This window comes from Petrimonas sp. (genome assembly GCF_963921705.1).
Lineage (GTDB): Bacteria > Bacteroidota > Bacteroidia > Bacteroidales > Dysgonomonadaceae > Petrimonas > Petrimonas sulfuriphila.
On sequence record NZ_OY997410.1, the window covers coordinates 513,509 to 528,372 of the forward strand.

General features: G+C 39.1%; 14 protein-coding genes. 12 read left to right on the top strand and 2 right to left on the bottom strand.

Annotation, left to right across the window (positions count from 1 at the left end; translation table 11 throughout):
- Positions 1-186 precede the first annotated feature (186 nt).
- The 5 genes from AACM02_RS02200 to AACM02_RS02220 all read left to right on the top strand — a co-directional run bounded on the left by AACM02_RS02200 (position 187) and on the right by AACM02_RS02220 (position 4,052).
- A complete protein-coding gene (locus tag AACM02_RS02200) occupies positions 187-1,125 on the top strand; it encodes a toprim domain-containing protein (RefSeq protein WP_339115934.1) in 939 nt (312 codons plus the stop codon).
- 149 nt (positions 1,126-1,274) lie between these two features.
- On the top strand, positions 1,275-1,628 hold the full coding sequence (locus AACM02_RS02205; protein ID WP_313379803.1) for a MobC family plasmid mobilization relaxosome protein: 354 nt from the start codon (positions 1,275-1,277) through the stop codon (positions 1,626-1,628).
- Entirely contained in the window at positions 1,618-2,535 is a 918-nt protein-coding gene (locus AACM02_RS02210; protein ID WP_339115935.1) for a relaxase/mobilization nuclease domain-containing protein, read from the top strand. Before AACM02_RS02205 ends, AACM02_RS02210 begins: the two co-directional genes overlap by 11 nt.
- 129 nt (positions 2,536-2,664) lie before the next feature.
- Positions 2,665-3,210, top strand: coding sequence for a hypothetical protein (locus AACM02_RS02215; RefSeq protein WP_339115936.1), 546 nt, complete (start codon positions 2,665-2,667; stop codon positions 3,208-3,210).
- 83 nt (positions 3,211-3,293) lie between these two features.
- Positions 3,294-4,052, top strand: coding sequence for a ThiF family adenylyltransferase (locus tag AACM02_RS02220; protein WP_045088821.1), 759 nt, complete (start codon positions 3,294-3,296; stop codon positions 4,050-4,052).
- A 54-nt stretch (positions 4,053-4,106) separates the two neighbouring features.
- On the opposite strand, the gene AACM02_RS02225 is transcribed toward AACM02_RS02220, so the two are convergent.
- Positions 4,107-4,865: a LuxR C-terminal-related transcriptional regulator gene (locus AACM02_RS02225; RefSeq protein ID WP_339115937.1), complete on the bottom strand. Its 759-nt coding sequence runs from the start codon at positions 4,863-4,865 to the stop codon at positions 4,107-4,109.
- A gap of 130 nt (positions 4,866-4,995) precedes the next feature.
- On the opposite strand from AACM02_RS02225, the gene AACM02_RS02230 reads away from it, so the two are divergent.
- The 7 genes from AACM02_RS02230 (at position 4,996) to AACM02_RS02260 (ending at position 13,150) form a co-directional block, all read left to right on the top strand.
- On the top strand, positions 4,996-5,643 hold the full coding sequence (locus AACM02_RS02230; protein ID WP_045088823.1) for a hypothetical protein: 648 nt from the start codon (positions 4,996-4,998) through the stop codon (positions 5,641-5,643).
- A 339-nt stretch (positions 5,644-5,982) separates the two neighbouring features.
- Positions 5,983-7,053 (top strand): hypothetical protein, encoded by a 1,071-nt coding sequence (locus AACM02_RS02235; RefSeq protein WP_045088824.1) that lies wholly within the window; start codon positions 5,983-5,985, stop codon positions 7,051-7,053.
- Positions 7,054-7,151: 98 nt separating this feature from the next.
- Positions 7,152-7,688: a hypothetical protein gene (locus AACM02_RS02240; RefSeq protein ID WP_313379814.1), complete on the top strand. Its 537-nt coding sequence runs from the start codon at positions 7,152-7,154 to the stop codon at positions 7,686-7,688.
- A gap of 692 nt (positions 7,689-8,380) precedes the next feature.
- Positions 8,381-9,847, top strand: a complete 1,467-nt coding sequence (locus AACM02_RS02245) for a hypothetical protein (protein WP_053826874.1) — start codon at positions 8,381-8,383, stop codon at positions 9,845-9,847.
- Positions 9,848-10,030: 183 nt separating this feature from the next.
- Positions 10,031-10,522, top strand: a complete 492-nt coding sequence (locus AACM02_RS02250; RefSeq protein ID WP_053826873.1) for a hypothetical protein — start codon at positions 10,031-10,033, stop codon at positions 10,520-10,522.
- Between the two features lie 147 nt (positions 10,523-10,669).
- Entirely contained in the window at positions 10,670-11,332 is a 663-nt protein-coding gene (locus tag AACM02_RS02255) for a hypothetical protein (RefSeq protein ID WP_045088828.1), read from the top strand.
- Between the two features lie 375 nt (positions 11,333-11,707).
- Positions 11,708-13,150: a transposase gene (locus AACM02_RS02260; protein WP_339115938.1), complete on the top strand. Its 1,443-nt coding sequence runs from the start codon at positions 11,708-11,710 to the stop codon at positions 13,148-13,150.
- Positions 13,151-13,220: 70 nt separating this feature from the next.
- Here the strand turns inward: AACM02_RS02260 and AACM02_RS02265 are convergent, their stop codons facing one another.
- Complete coding sequence (locus tag AACM02_RS02265) at positions 13,221-14,639, bottom strand: phage integrase SAM-like domain-containing protein (RefSeq protein WP_339115939.1); 1,419 nt, start codon at positions 14,637-14,639, stop codon at positions 13,221-13,223.
- Between the last annotated feature and the right edge of the window lie 225 nt (positions 14,640-14,864).

Below are 14,864 nucleotides of genomic sequence, written 5' to 3' on the forward strand. Positions count from 1 at the left end.
TTTCATCGTTAATTGGTTAATAATCAATGAAAGAAAAATAACAACAAAAGCACAACAACCGTACAACAAAACCGGGATTGTCGGGAACGGGCGGCAACGGAAATAATACTTGTTGTGGAAGTGTTGTCAGTGTAATGTATTGTAATACAGCAAGTATTGGATAAACCGCAACAAAACAACAGAAAAATGAATAGAGACAATATAAAAAACATACAGATAAGGGATTACCTGAAAAGTCGGGGATTTTACCCTGCAAGGGAATATTCCGGCTACGGGATGTACAGGAGCCCGTTCAGGGATGACAGCACGCCAAGCCTCAAAATCGATTATTCCAAAAATCTGTGGTACGACTTCGGAAGCGACGAGGGAGGAAGCATCATCGACCTGGTGATGAAACTGGAGGGATGCACTTTCAATGACGCCATCGAACATCTGAGGGAACAGCCGCTCATACCCATGGAGGAGCAACTATCCCTTTCCTTTCACCGGAATCCTGAAAGGAACAGCGGGATCACCCTGATGGAAGATAAACCGCTGGAACATCCCCGGCTGTTGGAGTACCTGCAAATCCGGAAGATCAATGCGGATATCGCACTGGAACAATGCAGGGAGATACACTACAGCGCAGCAGGAAACATCTACTATGCCATCGGCTTTGCCAACGATGCCGGAGGCTATGAACTACGCAACCCGGCATTCAAGGGATGCATCGCCCCCAAGGATATCACCCGTATCCGGCAGGAAAGCGGAAAGGAAAGCTGTTTCGTTTTCGAGGGATTTATGGACTACCTTTCCCTACTTACCATACGCAAGCAGCTCAATCCCGAATATCCAAGTTCGAACCGGCATGACAGTATCATTCTCAACTCGACGGCAAACCAGCAGAAAGCATTACCGCTATTAGCGGACTACCAACAGATACATTGTTTCTTTGACAATGACAAGGCAGGGATGACCGTTTTCAGGAAACTGCAAAAGGAACTGGGTTGCCGTGTGCGGAATTCCTCGCACCATTATTCGGGGTACAAGGACTTGAATGAATACTTGTGCGCAGGGGCACATTTGAAACACAGCCGATCCCCTAAGCAGCCAGTCCAAAAACCAAAAAGGGGATTAGGAATTTAATGCGGCAAAAAATGGGATACCTTATGTTTCCGGGAGTAGCAAGTTTATGTTTTGGTAGTACCAAAACCCGCTTGCTCCCCGAAAAGGGAGAAGAAATCCCGATGGTCTGGAATGAAATCATAATGAAAAATGACATTGAAAACTAAAGTATGAACACGATAAAAAGGGGAGGGAGACCCGCCAAGAAACTGGGAGAGAAACGCAGGTACACCGTCAGCGTGAAACTCGACACGAGGGAGTATTTCTCGCTAAGGACAAAGGCAAACAGTGCGGGGATCAGCACGAGTGAATTTATCCGGCAGTCCATATCTGGGAGCATGATCCGTCCACGGATGACACCCGAAATGAACGACCATATCCGCAAACTGTCAGGGATGGGAAATAACCTGAACCAGATCGCGAGGAGAGCGAATGCCGAGGGGTACGCCAATGCAAGGGGAGAATACCTCCGTCTGGCAGTCAAGATCGACGACCTGATAGAAGCTTTACGCAATGATGGCTAAGATCACACAGGGAAGTTCTTTTAAAGGTGTGGTGAAATACGTCATCGATGAAAGGAAAGATATGCAGATACTCGCAGCGGACGGGTTACGCCTGAAAAACCTGAATACCGTCATCGACGGCTTTGTAACGCAGGCAGGGATGAACGGCAGGGTATCGAAACCGGTCGGGCATGTCTCGCTCGATTTTTCGGCACAGGACAAGGAAAAGCTATCCGACAAGGTGATGGTAAGAATCGCCCATGATTACATGCAGCGGATGGGGATCACCGGTACACAATACATCATTGCCAGGCATTTCGACAAGGAACACCCGCACATCCACCTTGTATTCAATCGGGTTGTCAACAATGGAAAGACCATATCCGACAGTAACGACCGCTACCGGAGCGAGAAGATCTGCAAGGAATTGACGCACAAATACGGATTGTACTATTCCACCGGCAAGGAGAATGTGAAACAGCACCGCCTGAAAGAACCGGACAAGAGTAGATACGAGATATACGAGGCACTTAAAATGGTAATACCCAAATGTCAAAATTGGAAACAGCTGGCACGGGAACTCGACAAGGTTGGAATTAAGACAGAATTCAAGACCAAAGGCAATACCTCCGCCGTGGAGGGAGTTAAATTCAGAAAGGGAGCGTACACATTCAACGGCTCGAAAGTGGACAGGATGTTCAGCTACTCGAAGATCGACTACCGACTGAAGCAGAATGCCAGACAATCCATGCAGCAGGAGCAGATACAATCCAGATCGGCAACTGTACACAACGGAACAGAACCCGTCGTGTCGGGATTGGGAGGACTGTTTGACATCCGGCCAGCAAGCGGTCAGGACGACAATCAGGAATACCTTTACCGGCAACCGAAGAAAAAGAAGAAACGCAGGTATGGGCGGCAGATGTAGTCTGCATAATGCATTAAGTCAGTATCCCAATAAGTCCTGACATCATGATCTCATTACACCGGTACACCAATGCATGAATACAAGTATGCAATAAAGCATTAAGGCAACAACACATTAACATAATAAAAAATGAAGAATATAGAAATAAACGAGATATACACGCTTTTCGAGGAAATCAGGGAGATTGTAAAGGCAGGGAACAGTAATAGCGCTCCCACCCAACCCGAAATACTCGGCTTGTCGGCCATCGACGAGTTATCCGGTAAACTGGATGAAGCCATCAGAGAAATCCGCAAACCGGTTAGGACTGAATACCACCATATTTTCAGTATCGCTTCCAGTAAGGTATTTTACGGGATGATCGGGTTATGTATCATGTGCCTAATTTTATTTTTCATCGTATTCTACCAGCAGAAAGAAATCACTACCTGCAAGGACAACGATTTAAAGTACCGTTACGTCCAGATGCAGGGAGAAATCACCCCTGCAGGTGTAAACGATCTCGACAGTATTTTCGAGAACCGGAGGGATAGCGTGAGAATGATCCGTAAACTGGTGAAACAGCACGAAAAAGCAGTTATCGAAAAAACCAGAAGGTTGGAAAGGGCAAGGCTGAAAGAACTGGAAGCGGAGCGATTGAGAGAGGATGCAGAAAATTTCGAATACAAAAAATAACTTTCACAGCGATCAAAAAACACACTTTTGTGTGTTGTGTTGACTATTTTTTCTCACGATCTTTGTTGCAAAAATAAGACAAAATGGAAGAAAGATACAGTAGGAACCGGATTTATGTCCGCCCGGAAGAGCAACAGCTTCTCAAACATTTCCGTATCCTGTTGGGGGGTGCAGGTATCGGCAGTATTATAGCCGAGTGCGCATTGCGGTTCGGATTTGAAACCATTACCATCGTGGATGGCGACGTGGTGGAAGAATCAAACCTCAACCGCCAGAATTACCGGATGCAGGATATAGGTAAACCCAAAGCCGAAGCTTTGAAAGAGCATTTATTGAGTATCAATCCAAATGCTGACATTACGGCAATAAATACATTCATCGATGCCGGCAATGTGGAAGAACTGGTTAAAGAACAAGATGTTGCCATAAACGCATTGGATTTCCAGTCGGATATCCCGTTTGTTTTTGATGAATGGTGCCAGAAGTATAATGTCCCGGTCATACACCCCTATAATCTCGGTTGGGGCGGATTGGCATTTGTGGTGGAGCCTACAGGCCCGCAACTGAAAGACTTTACCGATAAATGGGAGAACTTTGAAGTACAGCTTATAGAGCGCATTGTGAATTACTTTAAACTCTGGGTACAACCCAAGCCGTGGATTGAAAAAATCATCACCCAATACAAAAATGAAAAAAGTATACTTCCGCCACCGCAACTTCCTATCGCTTCGTGGATAGCCGCCGGATTGTGCACCAACCTGTTGTTTTGCATTGCCACGGGGCAAAAGACAAAACGCTATCCAAAATTTTATCTGTCATCCATTATAGATGACAGGAATTAAACAGGGGAGACAAGTAAAGGTATTGTAAAGCTTCGAGCTCCACTTTGAATTATACTATATCAGCCTGTGGTGAATGGCAAAACCAAGGGCTTCGGTTATGTTACCCACGTTTAATTTCTCAAACAGTAACCGTTTATACCCCTTGATGGTATCGACCGACTTATGGATCTGTTCAGAAATTTCGTTCATCGTGCAGCCTTGTGCGGATAACCGGAGCACCTCTTTTTCATAATCCTTCAGTTCTACACCCGCATATTTGACCCATTTTTTATTTTCCGGATGATACCTCCAGCGCGAATTACAACCCTGACGGGAAATCTCGATATTACCGGCTTTCGTCTGTGAGGAGAGGGATACCGAGCATAACGCCAACCATATCCTGCCGTCCCTTGTCAAATGTAGCGGTGTGATTTCATGGTGGACAAGCATAGCCTTGCCTGACGGTTGTTTCATATGGAAATCGTAAACAAGCGTATATTCCAGCCGGTTCACAGGCGGAACAGACTCCGAGAACAAAAAACCTGCCCGGTTGATTTCCAGTAGAAGTGGCAGGTCTGCATCCGTCACACGTTCAAGATAAAAATCGTATCCCATATCCCTGACCTTTCCGGCAGGCATACCACAAAGGAATAAAGGGTTTTCAGACACATACAGGAAGTTTTTCCTGAAATAGTCAATGACGTAAATACTTACATAAGTAGTTCGTGAGAACGCATCCAAAAACTGAATATACCTTTCCATGGGTGCATAGTCCTCATCAGGGACAAAAAGAATTTCATTCTCCTGAATGAAAAAATCCTCTTTTTTAGCCATACAACACTCCTTTTAATAAAAACAGACGGATCTTACATCCGGAACTTAAGAAACACACTTTTGTGTCATTCCCTTTTGCCCCGACAACTGTACTTTTGTGTCCGTAAATATAAAAAAATAAATCTAAATAATGGATAAATTCATTACATTTTACGACAAATATACCATCTGGCAATTGTCGGAGGATAGTTTGCATGAACTTGCCGGATTTGTGGTGCGGGAAAACTACAAGCATCATTCCAATAGCCGGCCCAATATTCATTTCGATGCAGAAGTCGAAGCAGTATATCGGGAAGAAGTGCGTTATTTTAACCATTCACGGATATTTGTAGCAAAAAATAGTGAGAATAACATTATAGGAGCCATCCGCCTGATGCTGTGGGATGGGAGAGAAACACTGCCCATACAGTCTTTATTCGGCATTCAATGCCTAAACGATATTTCACCCGATGATAGTTGTTCTGCAATTTGGCATATAGGACGATTGGCAGTCAATACCGATATCGGCCGTCATGGATTGTTACTGTTCAAATCGCTGTTGCTCTATGCCATGTACCCGATTTGCAACAGAAAGAAAGGGATTGTGTTTGCAGAATGTGATAGCAAACTGCTGCGAACAATGAAACTAATGGGTATTCGGGTGCATAGCCTTGGCAATGGGATCGAATACCTCGGTTCGGAAACGATCCCCGTTTATTCCACATATGATGACCTTGTCGGTTTTTTTCGTGAGAACCAATCTTTCTACGGTATCAATCAAGCCAGTGTAGTTGCTTGAAATACAATTGTAAGGAACAACCAAGTGTCATTACGACGGCTTTTTTGGATCAGAATTGAAAAATATTCCGTAAAACCAAATGTTTTTTGCCCAAAGGAAAAAACACACAAAAGTGTGTATTTCGATAGTGTATGCCAAAAACACACTTTTGTGTATAGTAAATGGAAAAACAAGGGTATAATTTTGCATCAGTAAAGCAAAAAAATGAATTAATCAACAGATTTTTATAGTGCGCAATATGGAAAGAAGGTTGTTAAGATAGTTCATTGACAAATATTTATTCATACCCTGAGTACTTGAATACAATATGTACGGTATGGGGACAAAAAAATTACAATTATGAGAACAATTCTTTTTACATTGCTGGCATTAACATGCATGCTACTATCCTCTTGTAATAATGAGTTGGATGAACAACAAGTAGCGATCACCGATGAAACTAATACAGTTTTTAGGCAATCGGATGGAATTCTTATGTTTGATAATGAAGCAGCATTTTTAGAAGCTGTCGAAAAAGTGAGAAATAATGAAGTTGGAACTGCCTCTTTTACCCGTTCTGCTTCCGGGGAAGAATTTATTTCTTTATTTAGAGAATTTGATCAGGCTATGACTGAAGCAGACGATTATTACCAACGTGAGGGAGGATATGAAGAATTTAAGGTGAAATTCCCCAATCTGTATTATCCTGAATACGAAGAAGATTATGCAGCGTTCCTGCCAGTAAGTGACGAGGCTATTGCAAAGCTATTAAATCAGCAAGGTAAAGTTATAATAGCTGGAAAAGAGATAGATATGCGTGATGTTTTTTCTTATGAAAAAATTCAAGAATTAGGATTAGGTATGCCCGAAAATGTAAATGTTGATGTAGAGGAAAATCCCAATACTCGCGCATTTACAGATATAAAGTATCTTACCTTGGATAAAGAAAATATGAATAAAAAAAGAAAAGCTTGGATTACTTTGAGAGGAATTGAGGTTAGTGATAAAAATTCAAAAGACGGGTCTAAAGTTAAACTAGGAAGAGTTGATTTATGTTTTAGGAAGAAAGGGGCTGTTCATTGGTATAATGGGAAAATGACATCAAGGGGTTATTGGTATTCAACAAATGGCGTTCGAACCCCCATAACAAGTCAAGGTCTAAAAGAACTTGAATATTCCCCCCATAAATATTATGTTTCTGCATCCAGGTATTATCAAACTATAAAGCCATCAGAAGTTGATAAAATTAAATTGGAATTCGCATGCGGAGAAGATTATCCTAAATACTCTTTTACAGGAATTTATACTGTAGATATAAATCATTTAATGTCACTAGATAACGGTACGGGTTTTGGGGAAGACCTTGCAAGTTTTTTGGTTAATTGGGGCCTGTGGTTAATACCTGTAGCAGTAACCATTATTTTATTATAAATATAAAAAAAAGGATTATGTTTTCGATTTTAAGGACATCATTATTTGTGTTATTTGTTTTCGCATGCACATACATGAACGGCCAGAACTTAGAAAAGATGGAATTTTTTTTTGAAGCAGGTTCCGCAAAGGGGATAAATGACGTTTTTAGTTATAACTTCCAGTTTTCTCCAGGATATAAATTAACAGAAAATTTCACATTAGGAGTAGGAATTGGATTTGTAGACTATAATAATAGAACGGATTTAAAAAATGAATTAATAGATAATCATTATTTTCAAACAGGCTGGCATAATGCGTGGAAGCCTTATCTACATGGAAAATATAGTATTTCGTCAAATCATCGGGTAAACCCCTTCATTAAGGTTGACATTGGCTATGCATTCTTTTCCCATAAGAAAAAACTTTCTTATGTAGATGAAATTGAAAACGATTATGTTACTATACCGTTTGATATAAAGGGGGGGATTAACTCTACTATCAATTTAGGCATTTTAAAACATTCAAATCATTTTGGAGAGGCATTAACTGTATCCGTGTTTTATCTTTTTCAGCCTGTAACATATAAATATATGTCGAACTCTGTAAGGAAAAACATATCTTCCATTGGATTTAATGTAGGTGTTATTTTTTAGTCTCCTGCGATTGTATCGCATGGATGAGCATGAGCCATATGAATGTGAAATATACGTTCTCCTCACGTGGTAAGATCGCTCCTTACGTCAAAGGCCGGGTAGGACATGGGATTCTCTTATCCACTTGCGGGAGAAGCTCGTATATTGTTAGCTGTTTCTTATCATTATCAGCGGTTAACAAATAGATACCTGGAGCATCCATGAGAATATAGCCGGTTGCAAGACAATTCCTCCGTAGGATTAAACGTCGATATTCTTTTTTAAGACAAATGTCTATTGAAATAGTAGCACTATCATTTCAGCATGCTGCCTTTTAAAAATTTTATGGAAATGAAATTGATTAAGTACTTTTATTTGACAGCTATATTGTCCCTGCTAGTAAGTTTGGGGTCAAATATTACTTTTAGAATATATTTGATTCCAAGCCAATTTCTCTTTCAGAATTACCCGCAGGAGTTTTGTTCTTACATTCAACAATGATCACGGCACTATGTGGGGGGAATTTGAAATTAATTGATAAGGTAGAGTTGAGACTTTAACTAAAGTTTCTTTGTAAACTCTAAATGACAATATTGGATAAATACTCTATCCTCTTCTCAATGGCAGCAAGCTTGTGGCTGAAATAAGACAAGCAATAAAAGCAATTATTAATTTCGTCGTGAATGCGTAGGGACATAACACAATTTTACAAAATGAAAAAGTTTAATGTATTCATGCTTGTAGCATGTTTTGTTGTTTTTCAGTTTTTGTCTTCATGCAATAAAAGTGAAGATAATTTTGAGAATGAAATTTTGGTTAAACAGACAGAATCTGTTTCTGAGATCAATGCTTTTAGTAGTAAGGAAGAATTAAAAAATGCGATAAACAATACAGGTTATACTCGATCGGCATCTTCTGTTTCAGCATTTGACTCTGATATTTCCGAGGTACTCGTTCCAAATGAAAATTTCAGAAAATTATTGAATGAAAAAGGACAAATTATCGTAGATGATACCTTATATATGATTACAAGACAGGGTACACTATTTACCCATATGTCAAATCAAACAGTTGTTGACACGCTTTCTGATTTTTCAGTTTTTGAGCAAGTTTCTACCGATTTAAAAAAATTCAATGAAATATTTCTTTTTGATACTTTCAAAGATTTGTCAGAAGAAGATTTTTATGAAGAACCGGATGGAGATGAAGAGGATATTTCATCTATCTCTACACGTGCAACCGCATATAATCTACAAAGAGATCCTGTAGATATAAAGAATTTTCCTGTTATGTCAACAGAACCGTATACTTTGGTTGGGAAAGGACTTGCAGGTTTATTCGGAAATAACAGTGCTCACAAAATAGATATTCAACATAAAAGAAGATTGAGTGCTTCTTTATATAGTTATAATTATTTGGTCTATAGTGAAACAGGATTAAAAGCGGCTGTAATAAGAAGACGATCGTTGCTTCATAACTGGACTAAAGAAGCAAGTTGGGGGCCTGGAACAGTTATGGGATGGGAACATATTCATTTTGTATATGATAAGTTAGATATACCTGACATGCCTGATTTACATGATCAGACTAAGAGAATGACCTACGGCAAATTCATGGGAAATTTAGCTAAAGTCTCTACATTGTATAAATTTGACAAGAAAGTCTCGGATGGTAATATTATTACCATACCTATTATTTTAGGAAAAGAGATTGAAGTTAATTCACTTGATATTGCAAATGCAGGTATAGACTTAATGACAAAAGCAGGATTAGATTATCTGAAAAAATTAGGAGACCCCTATCTTACTCAAGCTCTTGAGCAAAGAGAAGCGGCGATTAACAAGAGTATATGGAATACAAATCCTTTTCAAAAAGTACCGATTCCGGGTATTTCAATACATATTATAGATTTGAAGAAAAAGCAGATGCATGTTTTTATTGGTTCCGATAAAATTTGGAAACCCGGGCCAAGCCAAGTGAAAGTTTTTGATAGTGGTGTTGTATTTGAAGTTGAATACAATTCAAATTTAGGACTGGTTGGAAGTGCCCTTAAAACTTTAGCAAAAAATGTCAAGAATAAAGCTCCTAATGTGGAATCTGCATTTGTTTACGCATATACAACAACTGATTCCGGCGGTGAAGTAAAAGGTATGATTCTTAAAAAGACAAAAGACAAGTAATAGAATCATAGTAAAATATTATATTTAAATTTTATATCCGGCGTGAGTGTTTATTTGCTTGCGCCGGATTAAAAGTAAAATAATCAAAATAATACGAATATATAAATGGAAACGAAGAAACTACTTTTTAGATACTTTTTATTTTGCTCCCTTTTTATTACAAACACTTTGTATTCACAAGAGTTGCAAACAGTATCCAGAATAGGATTGGGAATAAATGGACTTGATCTGGCGGTTGAGTTACCCATAGCGAAAAAAATAACCATTGAACCGAGCATTGGTCTTGGGCCAAGTTATGATTTCGGTGAAGGTGAAGCCCTTACGTTCAGGATGGATTGGCATTGGACATTATTGAATCCGAGCGTACATTTAGGAGTAAATGGCAAGTTTATTTATAACCATAAAAGTGAACCGAAATTATTCAATTCGGGAAACTTTATCGGTTTAAAAGTGAAATATGTATCAAAACCATTAACTGATGAGATACATTATTTGACCAATACATTGCTAACAAATCTGAATTGGGGAGGACAGCGAAATATTGGAAGACATTGGATTTTCAGTTATTCGTTAGGAGCAGGATACGGCTACAACCTCGATGAACCGTATGGTTTATTCTATCCGGCTTTCGATCTCAAATTTGCCTATGTATTGCCCTACGGAAGAAGCAATTAAAATTTAACTATAGCAAACAAAATACTAAATAGTCTCTTAGCTAATAAATTAATGTTTTCACAATTATAATTAGTATGAGGGACTATTATTTTACTAATTGTTTCTTTCTGCAAAAATAGAAGAACAAATAATGATACAAATATCGGCATGAAACGTATAATATTTTGTACTTTGGTTTTGGTTATGTTTTTTCTTAATTCAGTTTATTTGAATGCGCAAATCCAAAAAACTTTAGGTATGGATGGCGGTTTTTACTTTAATTCCAGTAACATAGCATATCATTTTTCGTTGACTTATAGCCTTCAATTCAATCAGTATTTTGGAATTTCTGCTGGAACTATGTTCCTTTCCGTTCCATTGGATATTGCTGGATGGTCGGATAGTTCAAGAAATAGCAGCTATTATTTTGATGAAGATAATATTAAACGTTTCAATCTGTTTTTTTCTACTTTTTATTCACGACCACTTTTCCAATCTACAGGTGTTTACACGAATTGGTCGGTTTCATTCGAACCAATTCCATATGAGTATATATCATTAGAGAAACGGATGAACAATGATATACTATCCGAGAATGTAGGTAAATACCAATTTACTGGATTTTCACCCGGTACATTTTTAGAAATGGGCTTAGTTCAATATTTAAATAGAGATAATAATGGATTAAGGCTATCCCTCGGGTTTGGTTATGGCTGGTATGATATGTATGCCGGTTATAATAGAGCTATTATTGATGGACAAAGAATATCGACATATATTCCTAATAATAATCTTTATAAAAGGATAAGTCTAAAGTTAATTGGACTTTAGACGATTAATGACTTAAAAATAAATGTAATTACACTTTCTAAATTCTAACGCGCTCATACCATATTTTCATTAAACAAATAGTTGGGATAATGTTTTCATTTAGCGAAGGTGCCTAAAATATCACATTTTACAACCAGTTCGGTGTTATACAGGAATTGGTTTCCTTATCTTTGAAATTAACAGACACAGTCTGTCATATTTCGGGAAACGATCATCCGGTTACAGACAATAGACTTATCGTATTATATTTTCTGATGTTTCGCAGTTAAAAATGAAGTTGATAATCAGAGGATAAGAGATAAAAAAAGCAGCATATTTTAGCTAATATATCATTGAAAATGATTATCTTAGCGATGGAAACCAAACCATTAAAATATGCTGCAGGACAAAGATATTAAAAAGATTCAAGAGTTGAAAGCGGACTTTACCCCCGGCAGGGTTTCCGCTGAAGATATTTTTAGCCGCTTCAAGGCGTTGAAGCTAAGCGAAGGTCTTTCTGAGTTCAAATGGTTCAAGACCCGGGGATATGATTTTAAAATGGTCCTGGCCCTGCTGGTCTCCATGGTGGTCAGTTCAGACAAGACGGTCAACTCCTATCTGAACAGCCCCACAGGTGAAGGTTCCACCATGGGCAAGGATGTGTTCTATCGCTTGAAGAACAGTTCCATCATATGCTGGCGGATGCTTATGTGGCATCTTGTGCATCGTTTTCTGACGGTGACGTCCAAAGATAGTGATGTAGATGATACCTCATCCCGTTACCTGATCTTCGATGACACCACCCTGTCTAAAACCGGGAAGCGTATAGAGAAGATCGGGAAGGTATGGGATCATGTAACCAACAGCTACGTGCTTGGATTCAAGCTGTTGGTGATGATGTACTGGGACGGTAAGTCCTCCATACCACTGGATTTCAGTCTTCACCGGGAAAAAGGGAAAAAGCAGGAACGCCCGTTTGGGATGACCAAAAAGCAGATCCGCAAGCAATACAGTTGCAAGCGTATCAAGGACTCGTACACCGCTAAACGTGTGGAAGAACTGGACACGAACAAGATTCAGATGGTCCTGCGGATGTTTTTCACGGCCATCTATCGCGGGCTTCGTGTTGATTACGTCCTGGTGGACAGCTGGTTTACTTGCGATGCGTTGATACAGGCTATCCGGAGTGTGAAGGACAAGGAAGTTCACCTGATCGGGATGTACAAGTTTGCAAAGACTAAGTTTGAGTATCAGGGTAAGAGCCTGACTCACGCCCAGATCAATAACATGCTGGGCAAACCCAGGCGCTGCCGTTCCCTGGGTTACCAGTACAAACAGGCCAGGGTGCTGTACCAAGGTGTTGAGATCTGCCTTTTCTTTAGTCGTCGGGGCAAAAATGACAAATGGAAGGTTTTGTTGACGACGGACACGAAACTGACGTTCAAGGGATTGATCGGGCATTACCAGGTAAGATGGGTTGTGGAGGTGTTCAATCGAGAATCGAAGCAATTGTTGAACCTGGGAAGATGTCAATCCAGTAACTTTGACGCCCAGGTAGCAGAAACGACCATCAGCATGATAGCCTATCTGTTATTGACACTGCGTTTCCGGTACGATAACTACGAGTCGAAAGGGGCACTTTATCGGTCAATGAACGCCGATGTGCTCAGGGAAACACTCGACAGACGGCTATGGGGGCTGTTCATCGAGTTAGTCTGCTCAGTATGCGAGGTATTGGAGATGGATGCCGATGATTTACTTGAAAAAATGTTGGCCAATCCAAAAGCAGAATCCATGATCATTGCACTGTGTTGTTCGGTGATGGTTAAGGACGATTGAGAAATTGTAAAATATAAAATGTTATAGTACAGAGATATAGATAATAATGCATTTCCCTTCTATTTCTTTGTCAATGGTTTGAGGGAAGTGCGAAACATGAGTATTTTTTGTTTGGGTTTAATAGTTTAGAATTCACCTCTCTCCTTTTTTTGGGGGATGGATTATTATAGCCGGCGGTTACATTCTTTCCAGTACTATGGCCAACCATTTGTTTAACGAAAATCTCACTAATATACATTTCGCTTGTAAGATGAGTTACGTAGCTGTTACGGGTATAGGCGGTCGATAAATTCCGGTCTATCCCTAATTGTGCTGCTATTACTTTTAATGAATTATTTATTGGGTTTAATGCCAGTTGAATAGCGTCTTTTATCTTTCTTTCGTTTTGATCTACTCGTTCGATGCCGTTAAGAAATGGAAAGATATATCCATTCTGTTCTTTATTGCCGTGTCGGTTAATTATTTCTACCATTGGAGGTAGTAGCGGAGCGCAAATAGGCTCTGGATTTTTTTTCTTTTTTGTATCTCTGGTTTTCTTACGATGAAATACAATCTCTTGGGATGCTCCGTCGATGTCTTTGTATTGCAACCTGCATAGATCACCGAAATTTAGTCCGTTACAATAGAACATGAATATGAAAATATCCCTTGCAACCATCAATCCTTGATTGTCAGTCTCAAAATCCTCTATTTTCCAAATGTCCTCAATGTCTAAAGCGATAGATTTTCTCCCACCTTCCGGAATAGAATATTTATTCTTGCCCTCTCCAAATGGATAGCGAGTTCCGCTTAAATAAGGGTCTTCTCCATTGTTTATTATTGCCCTAAGTGTTCTCATATAAATCCCGATAGTAGCGTATTCTATACCGGTCGCACTCCAAAAGTCTTCGCAGTCAGATAAAAATTTCACCGTGATATCGTCAAATTTAATATCAGCGATGACGTTTAAAACATCCTTACCTTTTGTCTTATGCTTTTTACTTACACATTCTTCAATAAATAGTTGTTTGGCTATTTTACTTTTGATTTTTCTGTAATACTGAAAACGTATAAGAGCGTTTAATGTGGTTCTGTATATTGTTGCATTCCCGACCTTGAAGGTGTTGTTTAAAGTGTTTATTTTGGCCGTAAACGCATCATTTACGGTTAAGATATCCGACTTGCCTAATTTGTGATCGAGTGCTGCAAAAGAGAAATTGTCTGCAGTCTCTTTAACTGCGGGTTTAAGAATATCATCAAAATATTTTTGTATGTCGTCTTTATGCTCTCTTAGATGTGCCGCTTTAGTCTTAAAATTAAAATCAGCTTCCTCTGAAGCTTCAAATAATTCCCAGTCCTCACGATCTAATACTTTTCCTGTAGAGTAGTAGTCGCTATCTCTTTTATATGTTACACGCCACCGTAGTGGGCATTCATTTTCGGGATTTTTATTCCTTATATCTCGAACAAGTTTAACGGTTATACCGTTATTGGAATAGTAGAATTTCATATCAGTATATTTTTAGATTGTATTCGATATATAACAAACAATCATAACAAACAAATAACAAACAAAAGTAGCAAAAATATACAAATAGAAGAAATAGGAAAGAGTTAATAATTTATTATATATGCTGTTAAACAGGTATTTATGAATTATTTGAAAATAGAGAAAAAATACAGAAATAACTGTTTAAAAGCTTCCCAAGCTGAGGGTCGCGAGTTCGAATCTCGT